Raw genomic sequence first — 20,026 nt, 5'->3', positions numbered from 1 at the left:
ACTTATTTCCGCGACAAATAAAGGATTCTGCCCGCAAGCCCCCACACAGATTTTATCGATTTTTTTGCTATAATGGACCTAACATTTCGGGGGTGGCTTTGATGGATCAATTATCACTATTAATCATTTTAACAGCGGCGCTAGTGACGCCCTTAACCATGGCTTGGTTACGGCTAAGTATCTTACCAACCGCCGTGGTGGAAATCCTGGTGGGGATTCTGCTGGGCCCCAGCGCCTTCAACCTGGTGCACAGCAACACCACGCTGACCTTACTCTCTAATACCGGGGTCATCTTTTTGCTGTTTTTAAGTGGGATGGAAATCGACTTTAGCCTCTTCAACCGCCGGCGGGTCCCGCAGACCCCCCTTGCGGCCAAGGTGGCGAGCCAGGCGCCGAAATACTCACCGGTCTTTCTGGCCGTGACCAGCTACGCCAGCATCGTCGTCTTGGCCCTCCTCTTGGGCTGGGCCTGCGTCTGGTTAGGCCTGTTCAAGGATGCCTGGCTCGCGGCCATCATCTTTATGACCATTTCGCTGGGCATCGTGATCGCCACGCTCAAGGAAAAAGAACTCCTGAGTAAACCGTTCGGCCAAACGATTCTCTTGATCGCCGCTCTGGGGGAAATCGTGCCGTTGTTCGCCCTGACCCTCTACGCATCCATCTTCGGGAGCAATAGCCAGTCGTTATGGTTGCTGCTCTTGATTTTCCTGGCCGCCGGCATCCTTTTCTTGCGGTTCAAACCGTTCTTTAACTTCTACGAACGCATCAACAAATCGACCACGCAATTGGATATTCGCCTGGCCTTCTTCCTGATCTTTAGCCTGGTGGTCATCGCCGAATCCGTGGGGGCCGAGGGCATTCTGGGGGCCTTCGTCGCCGGGATCGTGATGAAACTCCTGCAACCCCACGAGGACACCAAGGTGCGCCTCGACGGGATCGGTTATGGCTTTTTCATCCCCATCTTCTTCATGATGAGTGGGGCCGACCTCAACCTGCGGCAGCTGCTGGCCCAACCGGCCACGTTACTGCTCATTCCGGCCTTCTTCGTGGCTTATTTGCTGGCTAAAGTCGCCGTTTACGCCATTTTACGCTTACGGTTCCACCGCAAAAACGCGCTGGCCGGGACCGCCATTTCCAGCGTCACCATCACCATGGTGCTGGCCGTCTTACAGGTCGCTAAGACCATGCACGCCGTCACCTCTCAGCAATCCGGCGCCTTCCTGCTGGCCGCTATTTTGACCTGTGTCCTGGGCCCCCTGGTCTTTAACCTGAGCTACGCGGCCGAAGCCGAAGACCTCAAGCAGACCACCGTCCACTTTATCGGCACCAATCTCTGGACCGTCCCGGTCGCCCAGCAACTAGCCAAGGGCTGGTACACCATCACCATGTACACCGACAAGGCCGCCAACTACCGCACCTACAATTCCGAAGCGCCCGTCGAATTGCTCGACACCTTGGAACCCGCCGACGTGGAGCAGCAGGACGCCTTTGACGCCGACATCGTGGTCCTGGGCCACTTCAACGCGACCAAGAACTACCAGCTCGCCAAGGCAGCCAAGGCTTACGGGGTCTCCCGGGTGATTGCGCGGTTCGAGGACCGCAACGTTCTGGACGCCCGCGAAGACGAACTCAACGAGCTGGGTATCGAGGTCTTCGACACCCCCAACGTCAACATCGCCATGCTACGGAGCCTGATTGAAACGCCGGCCACCTCGCAACTACTGACGTCCTCGGCCACCACGGTCTACGAAGTCACCCTGCGCAACCGGCGTTACACCGACCAGGCGATTCGACAGTTGCCGTTTATTGGTAACATCACCATCAGTCAAATCTTCCGGGACCGCCACTTTATCCGCCCGACTGGCGCCACCACCTTAAAGTTTAACGACCGACTCATTTTTACCAGTAGTCCCGAAACTGCCCGGGAAATCAGACGGGAGTTAGGAATTTTGAACTAGGACTATGTTAGAATGGGACGTATCGTTTGATAGAGAAGGAGAGATTTGATGGCGACAGTTGAACTTTATTTGGTCCGTCACGGCCAAACCTACCTGAACAAGTATTTCCGGATCCAAGGGTGGTCCGATTCACCACTGACCGACAAGGGGATCGCCGACGCGGACAATGCCGGGGCGCGATTGGCTAAGATTCCCTTTGCCGCCGCGTACGCCAGCGACACTAACCGGGCCCAAACCACGGCGAAGCACATCTTGGCCGCCAACCAGACGTTGACCCCCGCTGCGCTGCAGACCGAGGTCGGGTTCCGCGAAGAAAACTTCGGTTACTACGAAGGCCTGGACTCCGGCTTCACCTGGCACGCCGTGGGCTCACCGGTCGGCCTGAACTCCTTTAACGCGATGATCCGCGAACTGACCATCGAAAAAACTAAGGACATGTTCAAGGCCCAAGACCCCTACCACGACGCCGAGAACAACGAAGAATTCTGGGCCCGGGTACAACCAGCCCTAGACCGGGTAATGGCGGCCGCTAGCGATGGCGACAAGGTCTTGATTGCCTCGCACAGCACCACCATTCGGAGCATCGTCTCCAAGTTCAATAAAAAAATCGACATCTCCGTTCCCGTTGAAAACGGCAGCATCACCAAGCTGACCGTGACGGACGGTCGTTACCGGGTCGATTACTACAACAATACTACCGGCAAGCTCAACTAAACCTGACCGGTTCACAAATAGCGGCGTCTCGCAAATCGCGAGGCGTCGCTATTTTAGTAACTTTCTCAAATTGTCTAAGACCGACTGATCACGGGCAACCTAGGCGAAAGCCAGCAAGTCTTGAAATAGCCGTCGGTCCGCACACCCCGCCCGGTAAAAGACCGGCGGCTGGCCTACCGGAGCGACCACCGTCAAGGTTTGGTGGCCGGTGTACTGGCGGCCACTCCAGAGATGCACCCACTTGCCCGCCGGCAACCGGACGGTCCGACTGAGCGTTTTCGGCGTCAAGACCGGGGCCACCAACAGGTCGGGCCCCAGGGTAAAACTAGTGTGTTCCTGCCACAGCTCGGGATCGTTCTCGTCGCTCAGCATCACCGGACGCATCACGGGGAGCCCCGTCACCGTATTCTCCTGCATGACCCGGCGGAGGTAGGGCCCTAAGCGGTGATGGAGTCGCGTCATGCGCGCTAATTGGCGCAACGTGGCGGTGTCCTGACCGGGCTGAAAATTCTCGGCCGGCCGGTTGCCCTCGTGGGTGCGCATCACCGGTGTAAAGGCCGCTAATTCCAACCACCGTAACCAGAGTTCCTTGCTACGGTGCACGCCGTACAAGCTGGTGTACCCGCCAATGTCGCTATGGGTCAAGCCATTCCCGGTCAGCCCCGCCGTCAGCATCCCCGTTAGGGCCGCGGGTAACCCGTCGTCAACGCTCCAATCACTGCTCTGATCACCCGCCCACAGTAACGGGGCGTAGCGCTGGGTGCCCGCCCCACCAGACCGAAAGAACGGGACGACTTCGCCGGTGGTCCCGGTCGCCTGCAACACATCGTGATTCAGCTTGGCCCAGAGGACCGGCCAGCGGTTATGGGCCGTCAGCGGATCGGCCTTACCGAAGAGGTGGGCGTCGGCGGGTAAGTATTCCCCGAAATCGGCCATCCACCCGCTCATGCCACCGGCCACCAACCGGTCGGCCAGTACGCCGACGTACCAGCGGTAGGCCGCCGGATTCAGGAGGTCGACCATCCCGCAATTAAATTCGCCAAAGTCGACCAGGTAGGGCTGGTCCGCGGCCGTACGGACTAAATACTGCTGCTCGGCGGCCGTTTGAAACAGTGGCCCGTCGTCAATCAGATACGGATTGACGTATCCCAGATAGTGAATCCCCCGTTGGCGCCACCGCTTGACCTGCGCGGACCAGCCCGGATAGATTTGCGAATCGAGGTGCCAGTCCCAGTGGAGTCGTTGCCCAAAACTGGTGGTCAACGGGCCGACCCAGTCCTGGGTCCACACCCCCGCGAGACGGACTCCGGCTTGTTGGGCCTGGGTCACCTGCTGAGTGACTTTAGTGGTTCCACCCTGTAACCCTAAGACCACGCCGTCCACCAGCCAATCCGGTAAACTCGGTTGCGTGCCAAACCAGGCCTTGGTCAGTTTGACGGTGTCGGCCAAAGTCGGTGCCGTTCCCAACCACAGTCCGGCCGGGATCGCCCAGGCGGACAATTCGGTGAACCGTTGATCACGAAAATCCAACACCGCGTAAGCCGTGGTGGCCAAATGCACGAGCTGGTGTCGACTGGTTAGGTAGGTCGCCTGTGGATAGTTGGTGGTGTAGTAATCGCCACCCCCACCGTTGGCCCGGTCGGCGGCCTGGGTCACCGCCGTTTGCTTATTGCGCCCCACCCCCGGTTCGGAAGTCCAAATCGGAAATTGCCGCCCCGCCAAGTCAAAGGCGCTAAACTGTTCCCCACCCCCGTAAAATCGATCCGTGGGCTGTGCTAACAAGCGGCACCAAAATCGATTCAGTTGGCCGGCTAACGGGGTAAAGTCCAGGTGCCAGCCCGCATCCCGGTAGTGTAGGTTGAGCCGTAAATAACTCGGACTACTCGGCGTGGGCGCCAGTTCAAACTGCACGGTGTTGCTGGCCTGGGTCAAGCGCCGGACCCAGGGTAGGCCAATCTTGGACTGGGGTGTGTCGGTCAGCTGAAAGTTCCCGCGGTCCATGGTGACGTGACTACGGCCCTCCCCCACCGCGATGGCGGGTTGGGTGACCGTGCTGTGCAAGATTGCGGGAGACTGTTCCATCCAATTGAGTTGCCAATCATCTTCCACGTCCAAGTCTTGTAGGGTCAACCGATCGTGATCTAACGTGATTTGCATCCTATCCCTCCTGATCTAAAGTCGTGACGGGAACGCCTAGCCACCGCCCTAACCAGGTGATGGCCGGCGCGTAATCCCCATAAATCAACGCAAAGTGGGATTCGGCCCCGCTCTGGGCTAACCGGTCTAACAGTTGCGTGACCGGTAAAGTGACCTGCACTTTGCCCGAGACCCCGTTGAATTGGGGCTCAACGGCCAACGCTCGGCCCGTGAGACTTAGGAGTCGGTAACCCTGCTGGTCCCAGTGTACCCGCAGAAGTGTGACCGGCCCGGGTTTCAACGCCCCGTCGACACTGACGCCCACGTGACGGTTGGGATGGACGCCCGCGGTGGCCGGATAATCGGGGTTACACAGCTGATAGGCCCCGTAGTCGTGCCACAGGGTCACCGTATTGTCCGTCGGATCTAAGCGGGTGACATCGCCCAGAAAGGCCGGCGCGGTATTGCCGGTCAACGCCTGGAGCACCGCCATCGATACGGCCCCGTGAATATCGCCTTCCTCGGCCACCGGCGTGAGTTGCGCCGTCAGTTGCGAGAAGACACCTCCGGGGGCACTATCGAATTTATCGAAGAAGTCCGGCCAACACCGCGAGGCCAAAGCCCCCAGGTGGTCCTGGTCAATTTTTTGGTGCATGACGGTCAGGTACTGGGCCATCTTGATGGCGCGCGGGTCTTCGGCCTCCAAACCGTGCAGGTGCTGGCGGGCATACTCGAGTTGTGGAGCGTAGTCCGCCGGCGCCAACTGCTCGGCCGCCGCGAAGGCCTGGTCGATCGAATAGTGCTTCAATTGCACGCCAAACGTCTGGGTCAAGGCCCACGGTACGGTCCCGGAGAAATCAAAACCGGTCGGATGATCGCTCACGACCCCCAACGTGAGGTGGTGAACCGCCTGATAGGCCTGCACCGAGCTGACGAATTGCCGCACCACCTGAGCACCTTGCGGGGTGTCCACCCCACCCAGGTACTGCTGGTAGGGTAACCCGTGGGTGTGTAAGGCGTTGGCCGTGCTCAACAGCCCGGTCAGCGCGTTAAGGTGCAACCAACCATGAACGCTAGGTTCCTCTTCGGCCAACAATAAAACGGGCACCGCATAACGGCTGATGAGTTCGTCGATAAACTCCTGGCCGGTAAAGGTCAACTGTTGCACAATCAGTGCCGTGGGTTCCTGGTCGAGCGTTTCGATAAACGCTAGTAATTCGGCGGGTTCCCCTAATGGGGCCGCCGGGCTGACCAGATTGGGAACCGCTAGCTGGAGTGCCGCTTGGGTCGCCGTAAAGCGTTGTTGTGCCAGTTCGGCGTCAAATTTACGGCGCACGACGGGAAGATAAACGATGGTCATCGGCTACACCTCCTTGGCGGTCTGGTCCCAGGCGGCTTGGAACCGCTGCAGACCGACGTCCGTATACGGGTGGGTAAAACTGGTCTGGTAGACGCCCAGCCCGGCGGTGACGATGTCGGCCCCGGTCAACGCCGCGTTGACCAGTTGCCGGCCAGACTGCACCGCCGCCACGATGATCTCGGTCTCGCTCCCGTAGTTCTGATAGATTTTAGCAATCTCTTGGACCGTTTGTAGCCCGTCTTGGCCGGTGATTTCCTGCCAGTTCACGAACGGCGAGACGTATTTGGCGTGGAAGTGCGCCGGCCACAGCGCCTGCGCCGCAGAGAAGACCAGCGTCACGTTGGTGCGAACGCCCTGCTCCTCCAGTTGCCGCGCGGCCACTAAGCCGGCCGGCGTGCAGGGAATCTTGATCACAAAATTGTCGGATTGGGCGTGCAGCTGGTGGGCCATGGTGACCATCTCGTCACTGGTCGTCAGGTGGGGGTTGACCTCCACGGAGATGGGAAAGTCGGGTTTATCGGCCGCAAACTCGGCCAGTTGCTGAACCACGGTCTCGAAGGATTCGCCACTATTTTTGATGTGTTTGGGGTTGGTGGTCACCCCGTCGATACCGTAGTCGCGGTAGGCTAACTCGATTTCGTCCAACTTGGCACTGTCTAAAAAGTATTTCATTTAAAGCCGCTTCCTTTCCGATGACTTTCGGGCATAATTTTTCCGTTAATGATTGACCGGGACCGGGGTTGGAGCCGCTTGACGGCGGTGAATCAGGTCCGTTAAGACCTGCCGGTAGCGGGCTTCGGTCAGCGGGTAGAGGTAGTGCATGACCACGATGGTCAAAATCGCCATCCCCGCCGAATAGAAGAACATCAACCCACGAATCCCGAGTAGCGCCGTGGCCGTTTGCGTTTGGTTCGGCACGTAGCCGACCCAGGTCAATACCAGGCCGGGTACGAAGCCCGCAATGGCCTGAGACAACTTCCGGAAGTAGGTAAACGCCGAATAGACCATGCCTTCCGAACGAATCCCGCTTTGCCACTCGCCATATTCCACACAATCGGAGACCAACGCCCAGTTCAGCGCGCTGGTAAAGCCATCCCCCAGGTACGCGATGCTGGTCAGGATCACCAACATCACCGTACTGTTGGCAAAGAAGAAGCCTAAGATGTCGGCCACGGCCCAGATCAGGCACCCCAGCACGTAGACGGTCTTCTTATCGAAAATCTTGGTCAATAACGGCACCAGCGCCACGGCCACGAAGACCATCCCGATACTAAAGACGCCCAACCAGGATTCAGCGGTGGTGTCCTTGAGGATGTATTGGCAATAGTAGACCTGGACCGTCAATTTGAGGTTAAACGCCGAGAAGGTAAAGAGGTTCACCAAGCACAGCGTGACCAGCGGCCGGTTCTTCAGTAGCGCCCGGAAACTCTTTTGAATGTCGGCCTTGGTGGCCTTGGGCTTGGCCGGCTGGGTGTAGACCTCACGAATGTTGGCGTAGGCCCCCCACTGACACAAGACCCCAATCACGGCAAACCCCACCACGGCGACCAGGTAGCCGCTTTTATCCGTGGGGAGCAGGTTCACAATCGGCATAAACCCGATGGTCGCCAGCATCAGCCCTAAGTTGGACCCGGCCTGCCGAAACGACGCCAACTCCGCTCGTTCCTGACTGTTTCTCGTCATGGTCGGGATCATCGACCCGAACGGCACGTTGGAGATGCTATAACAGGTCCCAAAGACCATGTAGGCTAGGTAGGCCCACAACATTTTGCCGGTCACCGAAAAATTGGGAATGGAAAAATTCGCAATTAACAATAAGGCCAACGGAATCGCCGCCCATAATAGAAACGGCCGGTATTTCCCCCGTGGACCAATGTTCTGCCGGTTATCGATCCAGGTCCCGACCCCCATGTCCATGAAGGCGTCCCAGATCTTGGCGACCAGAAAGACCGTTCCGGCTAATGCGGACGGTAACTGCAAAACGTCCGTGTAGTATTTCAATAAGTACAGTTGGCCCATATCGAACAAAAAGTTATTGCCGACGTCGCCTAACGCATACCCCAACTTGTTGCGTAGCGTGGTGGTCCGGGGAAAGTTGGTGGCGGTCGGTCGCGGCTTGGTTAGTGATTCGGTTTCCATCGCAGCACCTCCTTAGGCGGGCAAGACCACAATCTTCGCGTTCATAAATTCCAGGATGCCCAGGTCGCTCATCTCGCGCCCGTAACCGGACTGCTTGATCCCACCAAACGGTAACTCGGGAATGCCACTAGACCCCTGGTTAATAAAGACCTGGCCGGTCGCCAGTCGACTCGCGAGGCGTTGGGCGCGCTGGTGGTCACCGGAAAAGATACTTCCGGCCAAGCCAAACGGTGTTTGATTAGCGACCGTCACGGCTTGGTCGTCGGAATCCACCACGTACAGTTGCGCGACGGGCCCGAAAAATTCTTCTTGGGTGGCGGGGTTAGTCGGCGCTAAATCCGTCAATAGCGTTGGGCGAAAACCAGTCCCCCCCGGCACCGCGCCGCCGGGGATCAGGGCCGTGGCCCCGTGCTCTAATGCGCGGTTTACCTGTTCACTCAGGTGCGTTTGGCCCGCAACGGACGCCAAAGGTGCCAGGGTGGTCGCCGGATCTAAGGGGTCGCCAATCAATTGGGCTTCGAAGATCGTCTTCAATCCCCCAATCACCTGGTCGGCCACGTCGCGGTGAACGATGAAGCGTTTGGCCGAGGTACAGGTCTGCCCGGCGTTACGTAAGCGTGAGGTCGCCATGGCCGGAATCGCCGTGGCCAAGTCGGCGTCGTCTAGAATCACACAGGCGTCGCTCCCCCCTAATTCCAGGGTGCACTTCTTCAAGGCCTGGCCGGCCAGACTCGCCAAGTGCCGACCGACCGCGGGTGACCCCGTGACGGCCACACCCTGGACCCGGTCGTCGGCAATCGCTTGGGCGACCTGGTCGTGGGTCAACGGCAGGCTGACAAAGGCCCCCGCGGGAATCCCCGCCGCTTGAGCCAAGTCCTCTAACGCCGCGGCACAGCCCGCGACCTGACGCGCCGGTTTCAAGAGGACCGGGTTCCCCGCGAGGTAGTTGGGGGCCAGCACCCGGATGACCTGAGTGTACGGGAAGTTCCAGGGTTCCACCGCCAGCACGATGCCTAACGGGGCGTACTCTAATTGGGCGGGCGCATCGTGTGGCCCGTAAACGTAGGGTTTGGGGGTCAAAAAGGCTGGCCCGTGGTTGGCGTAGTACCGCAGAATGGCCGCGGCGGCGTGGGCCTCCTGTTGCCCCTCCGCAAATAACTTGTGCATGTCGTGGGCCGCCTGGGTCGCCAGTTCGGCGGCCTGATCGTCGAAGAGTTGGGCCAACGCCAAGAGGTGTTCACACCGGTCGTATTGGGTGGTCGGTTGGGTCGCAAAGTAGGTCGCCCCCGCCGCCAGCGCCGCGTCCAGTTGCTCGTCCGTCACCTGGGTGGTCACCGTTTCAGAATCTTGTAACATCTCACCATCGCCTTTCTGCTGGGTTGCTAAATTAGAATCCAGTATGCGAGTGGAATTTGTGAAAGTCGTGAAGATAAGGTCAAAACAATATTAAGAAACACCTGAAACTTTATGAACCCTTCACCATGCTTAACGCTAGCCTAAAATCAGTTTCACGCGCCGACCACGCAAAAACGGCCGTCTCCCGCAGGAAACGACCGTTACTAACCAACCTCGCGGTAAAAACAAGAAAATCTTCTTGTCGCGGTCACACTTTCATCACTGAGGTGTGTCCGCTACCGGACGTTGCTTCTCTTCTATTCTCTGGTGTGAAACGTGTTACAATTGCCGACCACTGAGCCTAGTATTCCGGGACCCATTTCATGGCCGCGACCGCTTGCTTAGCATCGGTAATGGGTTCGCGGTTCAACTGCTGGTCGAGGACGCTTTGAGCCACGACCTCGGCGATGGTTTGGGAAAACGCCGTAATCTGGCTGACCGGGGGTAAGACCGCGGCGCCCGGTTGGGTGGTGTCCACGAGGCCCCCTAAGGCGTGGCACGCCGCCGACAAGGTCTCGCCGTTCAAAACCTTGGCCGTCGCTGCCATCAACCCGAAGCCTAACCCCGGGTACATCAAAGCGTTATTGCCCTGTCCAATCTGGTAGGTCACGCCCCGATACGTCACGTCCGGCGTCGGAATCCCGGTCGCCACTAAGGCGCGGCCGCTCGTCCACGCGATCAGGTCCGCGGCCTTCGCCTCCGCTAACTTGGTCGGGTTGGACAGCGGAAAAATCACGGGCCGTGACGTGTGGGCCGCCATGTCCTTCACGATTTCTTCGGTGAAGGCCCCTGGTTGGGTGGAGGTCCCAATCAGCACGGTCGGGTGAACGGCCTTGACCGCCGCGGTCAGCGTCGTCAAGGCGTCCGCCTGGCGAAATTCCGACCGGTCACGGGTAAACTCGCGTTGCGCGGCGGTCAGGTCCGGCGTGTCGTTGAACAACAGTCCCTGCTTATCCACGGCGTAGATGCGTTGCTTGGCGGCCGCTACGGACAACCCGGTCCGGGTCAACTCGTCTAGAATCTGACTAGCGATGCCCATGCCGGCGGTCCCGGCACCAAAGACCATGAACTTCTGGTCTTGGATATTTTCGTGAGCGATGTTCATGGCGCCTAAGACCCCGGCTAAGACCACCATTCCGGTCCCCTGAATATCGTCGTTAAAGGTCGCCAAGCGATCCTTGTACTTATCCAAGATGACCTTGGCGTGATCCCGGCCGAAGTCCTCCCAGTGAAGGAGCGCGTCGGGAAAGAGCTTTTGTTCGGCCTGAACGAACCGATCGATGACCGCGTAGTAAGCGTCTCCGGTCACCCGCGCGTGGCGGTTGCCCAGGTAAAGCGGGTCGTTTAACAGTTTTTGGTTGTTGGTCCCGGCGTCAATGCTGACGGCCAAGACCTGTGCTGGGTTGATGCCCGCTGCGGCCGTGTAGACCATTAGTTTGCCCACAGCAATGTCGACCCCATCGACGCCCCAGTCGCCGATCCCCAGGATTCCCTCGGCGTCGGTCACCACGATCAGCCGAATATCCCGACCGTTCGCGGCGTTGCGTAACGTGGCTTCGATATCATCGGGCGCATCGACCGAGATAAACGCGGCGTCCTGCGGGTCCTTGAACAGGTGGCTGTAGGATTCGATCGAGTCGGATACCGTAGGATCGTACACGATGGGCATGAACTCCGCCACGTGTTCGCCCATCAAGTGGAAGAACAGGGTCCGGTTCTCGTTGAAGAGGTCCATCAGGTACAGCCGCTTGGCCAAATTGGTTGGCCGGTTCTGAAACTGCAGGTAGGCCTGTTGCGCTTGTTCGTCAATGGTCTGGACCTGACTCGGTAACGTTCCGACCAAGCCGAGAGTCTGGCGTTCAGCCTGAGTGAACGCCGTTCCTTTATTTAAAAATGGATTATTTAAGATTTCATCTGCTTGTGGCATTTGTAAGTCCTCCGTTCGTTCGATTTCACAAGCCCTACTATAGTCGCCGAGAAATCTTATAGTCAATTCTCGACCGTTACATAAATATATTTTATAATAGAGCTACTAACGCTGAATTAGAGGGATTTAAAATGAACACTAGAGACCTAGCTTATTTTTATCAATTAATTCGCCAAAAAAGTTTTTCCAAAGTCGCCGATTATTTTCATGTGACCCAACCGACCATCACCATGGCCCTGAAGCGGCTGGAGGCCGATTACGGCACTAAGCTGATTCAACGCGACCGGGTCCACAACCAGCTGACCGTCACCGCCACCGGCCAGCAACTGTTGACGCACGCCGAAGCGATTCTCAACGAACTGACGGTGGCCCGTCAGGAGATTACCCGCCTGACCCAGCAGCAGACCGTCTTGGCCCTGCCTCCCATCATCGAGACGCACTATTTTCCGCAAATCGCCGCTCAGTTGCAGGCCCACCAGCAGCTAGAGAACATTCGTACCATCGAGGGTGGTTCGGTGACCCTGCGGCAGGCCCTGCGCAACGGTGAGGCCGACATCGCGTTACTGGGGTCCACGGCGCAGTTGTCTTACCAGCAGCTCCTGGCCCAGGAATTCGACCGCCAGCCCTTCACCATCTTCGTCTCCCGCCAGCATCCCCTGGCTAACCGCCACCACATTGCCTTTAGCGACCTGCGCCACGAACACTTCATCCTCTTTACGGACGACTTCGTGCACAACGCCGCCTTTAACCAACTGACCCGTCGCAACCACTTTCGGCCCGACGTGGTCTACCGAGCCAACGACACCCACGTCATCATGAACCTGGTGGCCGCCAACGTGGGCATCACCTTTCTGACCAGTATCGCCGATCAACACCGCAACGACATGGTGCGCTTGACCTTAACGGACGACGAGCAACCCGAATTTATCGCCAGTATCGTCTACCGGACCACCCACGTGCTGACGCCCGCCCAACAACAGGTGCTGGCCGTGTTGACCCAGACGCTAGGCCGTTGACCCGAATCCGACCCTAATCGGGGGACGCCTGCTGACAGCACCCAAAGTTGGTGGTTTAATAGAACCTAAAGACCAAAAAGGAGCGTTTTAACTTATGACGTATGGTGAAGCAGAAAGTAATCTCATCTTGGACCGGTTAGTCAACCAGTGGGCCGTGTTGGGCGATGAACGTAAAATCGATCAGCAACTCGACTTACTGGCCGCCAACGGAACTTATCGGGTCACCCGGCAGGATACCGTGGTTGCCGAAGCCACCGGCCGGCCCGCACTCAAAACCTTATTCACCCAACAGGCTCAAGCCGTGGACACGGTCTTTACCTTAAACGGCCCGCACCTGATCACCTTAGACGCCGACAAGAATACGGCCAGCGGGGTCCTGTACGCGCAAGTCAAGGTGGTCAAGGACCAAGTCTTGACCGACTACAGCGTGCGTTACGACGACCAGTACGCCTTCATCGACCACAATTGGGCGATTCAAGAACGTCAAGTCCACCTTCTGATTGAAGACGTGCATCCCCTAGCCTAAAAAAAGACTTACGAAATTTTGACAGGTATGGTAAGGTAGTTGCTCGTGGGAAATTCAACCAAGGAGCAACCTATGCCTAAAAATTTCAAAGAAGAATTACTATTTACCGCTGTGATGGCCGGCCTGATGGTCCTGGTCATGGCGGGTTACAACATTGCCTTAACCGATGGCTTCACGGCCCATTATCTCAGAGAGGTCCTGGTCGGCTACCCGTTAGCGTTACTGGTCGCCGCCATCTGTGACCTGGGGATTATCGGCCCCGGTGTCAAATACCTCTTTTTCCACTTCATCATTAACGACTACATGAAACAAAAACAAATCCGCATCGCCCTGACCATCTCGTGTCTGATGGTGGCCGGGATGGTGACTTTGATGTCACTGTTCGGGATGGTCGTGACCCAAAACTTCGGGGCCAACCCCGTGCTGACCTACTTGCACACCTGGATCTTTAACCTGTTCATGGCCCTGCCACTGCAACTCTTGATTGTCGGGCCCATCGCTCGGGCTATTCTGGGCGCCGTTCAGCGCCGGTCCGCAGCCAAAACGGCGACTAAAGCCGTGACCAAAACCTTAGAAGATTAACTTAAACTAAACGTCACCGCTACCAATCAGTGTAGGGGTGGCGTTTTTCGTTGGTCCGGGACCCACGCCCGGGACCTCCTCAAAATTTAACCGTACAAAAAGGGCTTGCCGCTTGGCAAGCCCTTTTGCGTCCCTCACAGGAGACTAATCTTTAATCAACGAGGCTTCGTGCGCCCGTTGCTTGTACATCTCGATTTCATCATCCGCCGCCCGCACATAGTGATGGGGAGCGATTTCGACCAAGTGCCGTTCCTTGCCGTCGTTTTCGTTCTTGGCGTCGTAGTGAATCTCTTGACGCGTCCGTTCGAATTCGGGATCCGGTACGGGCACGGCCGACAGAAGGCTCTTGGTGTAGTCGTGGAGCGGGTGTGCGTAGATTTCGTCGGCGTCGGCAATTTCCAACATCCGCCCGTAGTGCATGACCCCGATGCGGTCGGAAATGTACTTGACCATCGACAAATCGTGCGCGATGAACAGGTAAGTTAAATCCTGCTCCCGTTGCAACTTCTTCATCAAGTTGACCACTTGGGCCTGAATCGACACGTCCAACGCGGAGATTGGTTCATCGGCGATCACGAACTTGGGGTGGACGGCTAACGCCCGGGCGATCCCGATCCGTTGCCGTTGCCCCCCGGAGAATTCGTGCGGGTAACGACTGGAGTGGTCCTTGTTCAGACCCACGGTTTCCAGCAACGTTTCCACCTGGTTAGTCCGGTCGGCATCGTCTTTCGCCAAATGGTTGATGTCGATACCTTCCGCCACGATATCCTTGACCTTCATCCGCGGATTGAGTGACGCGTAAGGGTCTTGGAAAATCATTTGCATGTCTTGATGGAACTTATGACGATCTTCCTTACTGGTAAAGTTGTCGACGTTCTTGCCGTCAAACAAGATTTCGCCGGACGTAGGTTCGTACAAGTGAATGATGGCCCGGCCGGTCGTGGTTTTCCCCGAACCGGATTCCCCGACTAACCCAAAGGTTTCCCCCTTGTAGATGTCAAAGGAAATGTCATCGACCGCGCGAACTTCATCGGCTTTACCCACGTTGAAGTATTGCTTGAGGTGCTTGACCTCGAGGATTTTTTCGGCATTTTCGTAGTCCATTATTGCTGTTCCTCCTCTTCTTCAACGGGTCCGTGATGTTGTTGTTGCGCCAATAAGTCTTTTTGCATCTTGGCGTATTGCTTTTGCCGCGCCACGATTTGCGCCGGTGGCGTGACCTTCGGGGCATCCGGATGGAGTAACCAGGTCGCCGCGTAGTGCGTATCGGAAACCTTGAAGAACGGCGGCTCCTTTTCCGTATCGATCTTTAAGGCGTACTGGTTCCGGGCCGCAAAGGCATCACCGGTTGGCGGATCCAGCAGGTCCGGTGGCGTCCCGGGAATGGATGGCAATTCGTCACCCTTGGTATCCAGCGTTGGCATTGAACTTAACAGGCCCCAAGTGTACGGGTGCTTCGGGTTGTAGAAGATTTCGTCCACGGTCCCGTATTCGACGATCTTCCCGGCGTACATGACGGCGACCCGGTCGGCCATACCGGCCACGACACCCAAGTCATGCGTGATAAAGATGATCGACGTCGAAATCTTGTCTTGCAATTCCTTCATCAGGTTCAGAATTTGTGCCTGAATCGTCACGTCCAACGCGGTGGTTGGTTCATCGGCGATCAGCACTTCTGGGTAGTTGACCAAAGCAATCGCAATCACGATCCGTTGGCGCATCCCCCCTGAAAATTGGTGCGGATAGTCGTTCATCCGGTTTTCGGCATCGGTAATGCCGACCAACTTCATCATTTCGAGGGCCTGCTTTAAGGCCTTTTCCTTCTTCATGCCCTTGTGGATCATCAGCGGTTCGGCGATTTGCCGGCCAATCCGCATGGTGGGATCCAACGAAGTCATCGGATCTTGGAAAATTTCGGCAATGTCTTGGCCCCGAATGGCTTGCATTTCTTTTTCCGATTTCTTTAATAAGTCCTGGCCCTTGTACATGATGGACCCACTGGTAATCCGGGCATTCGAGGCGTTTAACCCCATAATGGTCCGCGTGGTAACGGACTTCCCAGAACCAGATTCCCCCACGATGGCTAACGTTTCACCCTTCCGCAGGTCAAAGCTAACGTTCCGAATCGCTTTAACGTCCCCGGCGTAGGTCTTAAAGTCAACCTGTAAGTTCCGGACTTCCAAAATATCTTTTTCGTTATCCATGACGTGCATTCACCTACTCTTTCGTCCGTGGATCAAAGGCGTCCCGCAGCCCATCACCCAAGAGGTTAAAGGCTAACATGATAATGGAGAGAATCAACGCGGGCCACCACATCTGATACGGCAAGAACTGGAAGTTCTTTTGCCCATCGTTCAACAACGTCCCTAGCGAAGCCTGAGGTGACGAAATCCCGATCCCGATGTAGGACAAGGTGGCTTCGAAGAAGATGGCGTTCGGAATGGTGAACATCGTGTTAATGATGATCACACTCGATAGGTTCGGCAACAAGTGCTTGAAGGAAATCTTCATCGAACTTTCCCCCAAGGTTCTGGCCGCTAGGATGAATTCCTGCTCCTTTAACTCTAACGTCTGCGCTCGGACCAGCCGGGCCATGTTGACCCACGACGTCAGCGCGATGGCGATAATGATCGAGGTCATCCCGGGTTTTAAGATCAAAATCAACAGGACGATGACGACCAGGTTAGGAATGGACAAAATAATTTCGATGATCCGCTGCATGATGGTGTCGACTCGACCACCCTTCCAGCCGGAAATCATCCCGTAAGTTACCCCGATGGTCAAATCAAATAACGTGGCAACTAACGCAATGATCAAAGAGATCCGTGTCCCGTAAAGAACCCGGGAGAACAGGTCCCGGCCCAAGTAGTCGGTCCCCATGATGTAGTAGGTCCCGGCACTGGCGCCCGCTTGCTTGTAGGCGTCGACCCGTTGGCCCGCTTGAACCAGCGTCCCGTTGAAACCGTTAATGCCCACGCCCGGAATCTTGGACGGTAAGTTGGCATACGACGGGTTGACGGCGTTGGGGTTATGCGGTGACACGACCAATGACCCGAAAGCCATGATAAAGATGATTCCTAAAACGATGAGGGACACCCAGGCCCCCTTGTTTTTCTTCAGTCGACGCCAAGCATCTTGGCGGAACGTCAGCGATGGGGCAGCAATTTTTTCACTGTCGAGCGCTTGCCGTTCGGCCGGCGTCATCGGCTTAAAGCTATCTTCTGGGAGTTTTACTGTATCTGCCATTTATTTACCTCCTAGTTAGCCTTTCCTGTAATCCGAATCCGCGGATCAACGATTCCGTAAAGGATATCGGTAATCAGCAGCACGACACACAACATGAAGGAGTAGACGATCGTCAGCCCCATGATGGTTGGGTAGTCGTTGGTCAAGACGGACTTCACAAATTGTTCCCCAATCCCGGGAATCGAGAAGATGTTTTCCACAACCATCGACCCGGTCATGATGTTCACGGCTAACGGCCCCACGATGGTGATCAACGGAATCAAACTGTTCCGCAACGCGTGATGGTAAATCACGCCCATCCGACTGAGCCCCTTGGCCTTCGCTAATTCAATGTAGTCCGAACTCAACACATCGACCATTTCGGTTCGCACGAATCGGGCGGATTCGGCTAACGGTGCCGCGGCCAACGCTAAGGTTGGTAACACGGTATAACTAAAGCCGCCCCATTCGGCAATTGGGAACCACCCAAGTTTTAACCCCAGGTAGTACTGCAACAAGACCGCCAACACGAAGGAAGGAATGGAGATCCCTAAGATAGAAACCACCGTTGCCGACGTGTCGACCCAACTGTTTTGCTTCATCGCGCCAAACGCCCCGATGATGATCCCCACGATGACCCCCACGATGATGGCTTGCAGCCCAATCTGCAAGGAGGGTTCGATCCGACTGGAAATCAGGTAGGACACCGGTTGGTCACTGAATTGGAATGACGTCCCGAAGTTCCCCTTCACTGCCCCGGCCAGGTACAGCACGTATTGCTGCCAAACCGGCTTATCCAACCCGTATTGCTTGTAAATCAACGCAATTTGGCTCTTGGACAGCTTGGCTTGGTTGGTCAATGGCGTCCCGGGAAGCAGCTTCATCAGGAAAAACGTTACGGTAATCACGATGAATAAGGTCAGGATCAAGTAGAAGATCCGCTTTGCTAGGTATTTTGCCATTTGTTTACCTCTCAATCAGTAGACTTATTCGTTACCATATAAGTTCCACAACTTAATAAAAACCATTAAAAAACAACAAGATGATAAATGATTGCTATAACATCGAAGAGTAAGGACCAACGGCGGTTGATCCTTACTCCCCGATAAAGCTTATAAGTCGGTCGCCCGGCTCATAAGCAGAAACCTTGTGCATGAGTCGTCAATTACTTGGCGATGTAAGTCTTACTGAAGTCCCAGTTTGCGCCGGTTGGGAAGTAGATCAAGCCCTTGACGTTGGACTTAACCAGTTGCGCTTTCCCTTGTTGATAGAACGGAATGACCCCTTGGTCGTTCAGCAACGTCTTTTGGGCGTTGACCATGTCGTTCCACCGAGCGCTCTCGTTGTTGGCATCCTTGCCGTTAGCGTTCGCGATGTCTTTGTCGTAAGCTGCAGACTTCCATTTCCCGTTGTTGTACGCGTTGTCGGACGTGAACAATTGCAGGAAGGAAATTGGATCGGGGAAGTCAGCGCCCCAAGCCGTAGCCACCACGTCGAATTGACCATTTTGCGAGCGGCTTAACCGCGTCTTGAATGGTAAGTTCTGGTTCGTGACCTTCAGGTTCGGTAACTTGGCCCATTGACTCTGGATGAATTCGGCCGCGTTCTTACCGGCTGGCGTATCGTCGGCCATAAAGGTCAACGAATAGCTCTTCCGGCCAGTTTCCTTCAAGGCTTGCTTCCACAACTTCTTCGCTTGCGTTAAGTTCTGCGTTGAAGCGGACTTGACGTTCGCCACGTCGGTGAAATCTTTACCCTTGTAGGAAGCTAAGCCTGTGGCAACCACACCCTTGGCCGGCGTAGAACCGTCTTCTAAGACCTTGTTGATGAATTGGTTCCGGTTGATGGCCATGGATAAGGCTTGCCGAGCGTGCTTGTTACGCAGCATGGAATCCTTCTTTTCGTTCAGTTCCAAGTAGAAGGTTCCGGCTGACTTCCGTTCTACGTATTCCTTACTGTTCTTGTAATTCTTGGGTTGTTGGCCACTCAAATAAGTGGCGTCTAACTTACCGCTTTGGTACTGACTCAAGGCCGTTTGAGGATCCTTCATCGTCTTGAAATTAATCTTCTTCAGTTTAACATTCTTGGCGTTCCAGTAGTTAGCATTCTTACTCATCGACCAGTTATCGGAAGTCCCGGTCCAGTAAGTCAGCTTGAATGGTCCGTTGTAAACGTTAGCCTGAGCAGTCGTCGCGTACTTGCTGCCGTACTTCTTGGCCACAGAAGCGTTCTGTGGGAAGAAGGTTGGGCTCGCCACGAGGGACGGGAAGTAAGCGGTCGCCTTGGTCAACGTGACCACGACCTTATACTTGCCCTGGGCCTTAATCCCTAAGGCCGAGACGGGTTGCTTCCCCTTGGAAATGGCGTCGGCGTTCTTGACCGGAGACAACAGGTACGCGTATTGCGATGCCGTCTTAGGGTTCACCGTTCGTTGCCAAGAGTACACGAAGTTTTGAGCCGTAACGGGATCCCCGTTACTCCACTTCGACTTCCGCAGATTAAAGGTATAGACGGTCCCATCCTTCGATTTGCTGTAACTCTTAGCGACACCGGGCGTTAGCTTGTTGTTCTTGCCAATCCGCAAGAGCCCTTCACCCGTGTTGTTCATGGTTTCCCCCGAAACCTGATCGGTCGCCTTCGAAATATCCATTGATGGGAGTGCGGACGCTTCCATCCAATTTAGGGTTTGGCCCTTCGCCGCGCTAGTACTACTCGAACTCGACGAGCCACACGCTGCCAACACAATGGCGGCAAACGTGGCCACCGTCCCTAACTTGACTGCTGAATTGATCCTCATTGAAAATCCAACCTCTATCCTAGTTGTGCCAAATAAATTGACAACCTCAAATTTGATGGTTCCAATTGTATATTAGAAAACAATTAAAATCAATGGTTGTATTTAATTTATTCAGTTTACTCGGATAGAAACACTGATATATCAACATTTGAAATTAAAAATTAAAATCTGGTGTCACATTTTAATTGTATTTAATTTGCCTTTTCTGCATACCATATACAGGAAATGACTGATTTTCACCCCCGATTATT

At 55.8% G+C, this 20,026-nt stretch carries 16 protein-coding genes; 5 read left to right on the top strand and 11 right to left on the bottom strand.

What is annotated here, in order from left to right; translation table 11 throughout:
- Positions 1-101 precede the first annotated feature (101 nt).
- Together FD38_RS07525 and FD38_RS07520 are read left to right on the top strand one after the other, a co-directional pair.
- Positions 102-1,958, top strand: a complete 1,857-nt coding sequence (locus tag FD38_RS07525; RefSeq protein WP_057732882.1) for a cation:proton antiporter family protein — start codon at positions 102-104, stop codon at positions 1,956-1,958.
- 48 nt (positions 1,959-2,006) lie between these two features.
- Complete coding sequence (locus tag FD38_RS07520; protein WP_057732880.1) at positions 2,007-2,672, top strand: histidine phosphatase family protein; 666 nt, start codon at positions 2,007-2,009, stop codon at positions 2,670-2,672.
- A 99-nt stretch (positions 2,673-2,771) separates the two neighbouring features.
- On the opposite strand, the gene FD38_RS07515 is transcribed toward FD38_RS07520, so the two are convergent.
- The 6 genes from FD38_RS07515 to FD38_RS07490 form a co-directional block, all read right to left on the bottom strand.
- Positions 2,772-4,829, bottom strand: coding sequence for an alpha-glucosidase (locus FD38_RS07515; protein ID WP_057732877.1), 2,058 nt, complete (start codon positions 4,827-4,829; stop codon positions 2,772-2,774).
- 1 nt (position 4,830) lies between these two features.
- Positions 4,831-6,168, bottom strand: coding sequence for a hypothetical protein (locus FD38_RS07510; RefSeq protein ID WP_057732875.1), 1,338 nt, complete (start codon positions 6,166-6,168; stop codon positions 4,831-4,833).
- Positions 6,169-6,171: 3 nt separating this feature from the next.
- Positions 6,172-6,840: a transaldolase family protein gene (locus FD38_RS07505; RefSeq protein ID WP_057732873.1), complete on the bottom strand. Its 669-nt coding sequence runs from the start codon at positions 6,838-6,840 to the stop codon at positions 6,172-6,174.
- Positions 6,841-6,885: 45 nt separating this feature from the next.
- Positions 6,886-8,307, bottom strand: coding sequence for a glycoside-pentoside-hexuronide (GPH):cation symporter (locus FD38_RS07500; protein WP_057732871.1), 1,422 nt, complete (start codon positions 8,305-8,307; stop codon positions 6,886-6,888).
- Between the two features lie 12 nt (positions 8,308-8,319).
- Positions 8,320-9,663, bottom strand: coding sequence for an aldehyde dehydrogenase family protein (locus FD38_RS07495; RefSeq protein WP_057732869.1), 1,344 nt, complete (start codon positions 9,661-9,663; stop codon positions 8,320-8,322).
- A gap of 340 nt (positions 9,664-10,003) precedes the next feature.
- On the bottom strand, positions 10,004-11,629 hold the full coding sequence (locus FD38_RS07490; RefSeq protein ID WP_057732866.1) for a malolactic enzyme: 1,626 nt from the start codon (positions 11,627-11,629) through the stop codon (positions 10,004-10,006).
- A 131-nt stretch (positions 11,630-11,760) separates the two neighbouring features.
- On the opposite strand from FD38_RS07490, the gene FD38_RS07485 reads away from it, so the two are divergent.
- From FD38_RS07485 to FD38_RS07475, 3 genes are all read left to right on the top strand, one after another.
- Positions 11,761-12,645, top strand: a complete 885-nt coding sequence (locus FD38_RS07485; protein WP_057732864.1) for a LysR family transcriptional regulator — start codon at positions 11,761-11,763, stop codon at positions 12,643-12,645.
- A 94-nt stretch (positions 12,646-12,739) separates the two neighbouring features.
- Entirely contained in the window at positions 12,740-13,171 is a 432-nt protein-coding gene (locus FD38_RS07480) for a nuclear transport factor 2 family protein (protein ID WP_057732862.1), read from the top strand.
- A gap of 72 nt (positions 13,172-13,243) precedes the next feature.
- Positions 13,244-13,753, top strand: a complete 510-nt coding sequence (locus FD38_RS07475; RefSeq protein ID WP_057732860.1) for a DUF2798 domain-containing protein — start codon at positions 13,244-13,246, stop codon at positions 13,751-13,753.
- A gap of 144 nt (positions 13,754-13,897) precedes the next feature.
- Here the strand turns inward: FD38_RS07475 and FD38_RS07470 are convergent, their stop codons facing one another.
- From FD38_RS07470 to FD38_RS07450, 5 genes are all read right to left on the bottom strand, one after another.
- Positions 13,898-14,857: an ABC transporter ATP-binding protein gene (locus tag FD38_RS07470; RefSeq protein ID WP_083485307.1), complete on the bottom strand. Its 960-nt coding sequence runs from the start codon at positions 14,855-14,857 to the stop codon at positions 13,898-13,900.
- A complete protein-coding gene (locus FD38_RS07465) occupies positions 14,857-15,957 on the bottom strand; it encodes an ABC transporter ATP-binding protein (RefSeq protein ID WP_057732903.1) in 1,101 nt (366 codons plus the stop codon). The genes FD38_RS07470 and FD38_RS07465 overlap by 1 nt, the downstream gene beginning before the upstream one ends.
- A gap of 13 nt (positions 15,958-15,970) precedes the next feature.
- Positions 15,971-16,999, bottom strand: coding sequence for an ABC transporter permease (locus FD38_RS07460; protein WP_057732856.1), 1,029 nt, complete (start codon positions 16,997-16,999; stop codon positions 15,971-15,973).
- An 11-nt stretch (positions 17,000-17,010) separates the two neighbouring features.
- On the bottom strand, positions 17,011-17,940 hold the full coding sequence (opp3b, locus tag FD38_RS07455; RefSeq protein WP_057732854.1) for an oligopeptide ABC transporter permease: 930 nt from the start codon (positions 17,938-17,940) through the stop codon (positions 17,011-17,013).
- Between the two features lie 203 nt (positions 17,941-18,143).
- Positions 18,144-19,775 (bottom strand): peptide ABC transporter substrate-binding protein, encoded by a 1,632-nt coding sequence (locus FD38_RS07450; protein ID WP_057732852.1) that lies wholly within the window; start codon positions 19,773-19,775, stop codon positions 18,144-18,146.
- Positions 19,776-20,026 lie beyond the last annotated feature (251 nt).

This window comes from Levilactobacillus zymae DSM 19395 (assembly GCF_001434115.1).
GTDB lineage: Bacteria > Bacillota > Bacilli > Lactobacillales > Lactobacillaceae > Levilactobacillus > Levilactobacillus zymae.
The sequence above is the reverse complement of the archived record's forward strand: the minus strand, read 5'-3'. Positions and strand labels throughout refer to the sequence as shown.

What these genes read in the sequence shown, in the direction of transcription:
- FD38_RS07515 (WP_057732877.1), bottom strand. Translation starts at nt 4,829, where the DNA reads ATGCAAATCACGTTAGATCACGATCGGTTGACCCTACAAGACTTGGAC.
- FD38_RS07475 (WP_057732860.1), top strand. Translation starts at nt 13,244, where the DNA reads ATGCCTAAAAATTTCAAAGAAGAATTACTATTTACCGCTGTGATGGCC.
- FD38_RS07450 (WP_057732852.1), bottom strand. Translation starts at nt 19,775, where the DNA reads ATGAGGATCAATTCAGCAGTCAAGTTAGGGACGGTGGCCACGTTTGCC.
- FD38_RS07470 (WP_083485307.1), bottom strand. Translation starts at nt 14,857, where the DNA reads ATGGACTACGAAAATGCCGAAAAAATCCTCGAGGTCAAGCACCTCAAG.
- FD38_RS07510 (WP_057732875.1), bottom strand. Translation starts at nt 6,168, where the DNA reads ATGACCATCGTTTATCTTCCCGTCGTGCGCCGTAAATTTGACGCCGAA.
- FD38_RS07490 (WP_057732866.1), bottom strand. Translation starts at nt 11,629, where the DNA reads ATGCCACAAGCAGATGAAATCTTAAATAATCCATTTTTAAATAAAGGA.
- FD38_RS07520 (WP_057732880.1), top strand. Translation starts at nt 2,007, where the DNA reads ATGGCGACAGTTGAACTTTATTTGGTCCGTCACGGCCAAACCTACCTG.
- opp3b (WP_057732854.1), bottom strand. Translation starts at nt 17,940, where the DNA reads ATGGCAAAATACCTAGCAAAGCGGATCTTCTACTTGATCCTGACCTTA.
- FD38_RS07525 (WP_057732882.1), top strand. Translation starts at nt 102, where the DNA reads ATGGATCAATTATCACTATTAATCATTTTAACAGCGGCGCTAGTGACG.
- FD38_RS07500 (WP_057732871.1), bottom strand. Translation starts at nt 8,307, where the DNA reads ATGGAAACCGAATCACTAACCAAGCCGCGACCGACCGCCACCAACTTT.
- FD38_RS07480 (WP_057732862.1), top strand. Translation starts at nt 12,740, where the DNA reads ATGACGTATGGTGAAGCAGAAAGTAATCTCATCTTGGACCGGTTAGTC.
- FD38_RS07465 (WP_057732903.1), bottom strand. Translation starts at nt 15,957, where the DNA reads ATGGATAACGAAAAAGATATTTTGGAAGTCCGGAACTTACAGGTTGAC.
- FD38_RS07460 (WP_057732856.1), bottom strand. Translation starts at nt 16,999, where the DNA reads ATGGCAGATACAGTAAAACTCCCAGAAGATAGCTTTAAGCCGATGACG.
- FD38_RS07485 (WP_057732864.1), top strand. Translation starts at nt 11,761, where the DNA reads ATGAACACTAGAGACCTAGCTTATTTTTATCAATTAATTCGCCAAAAA.
- FD38_RS07495 (WP_057732869.1), bottom strand. Translation starts at nt 9,663, where the DNA reads ATGTTACAAGATTCTGAAACGGTGACCACCCAGGTGACGGACGAGCAA.
- FD38_RS07505 (WP_057732873.1), bottom strand. Translation starts at nt 6,840, where the DNA reads ATGAAATACTTTTTAGACAGTGCCAAGTTGGACGAAATCGAGTTAGCC.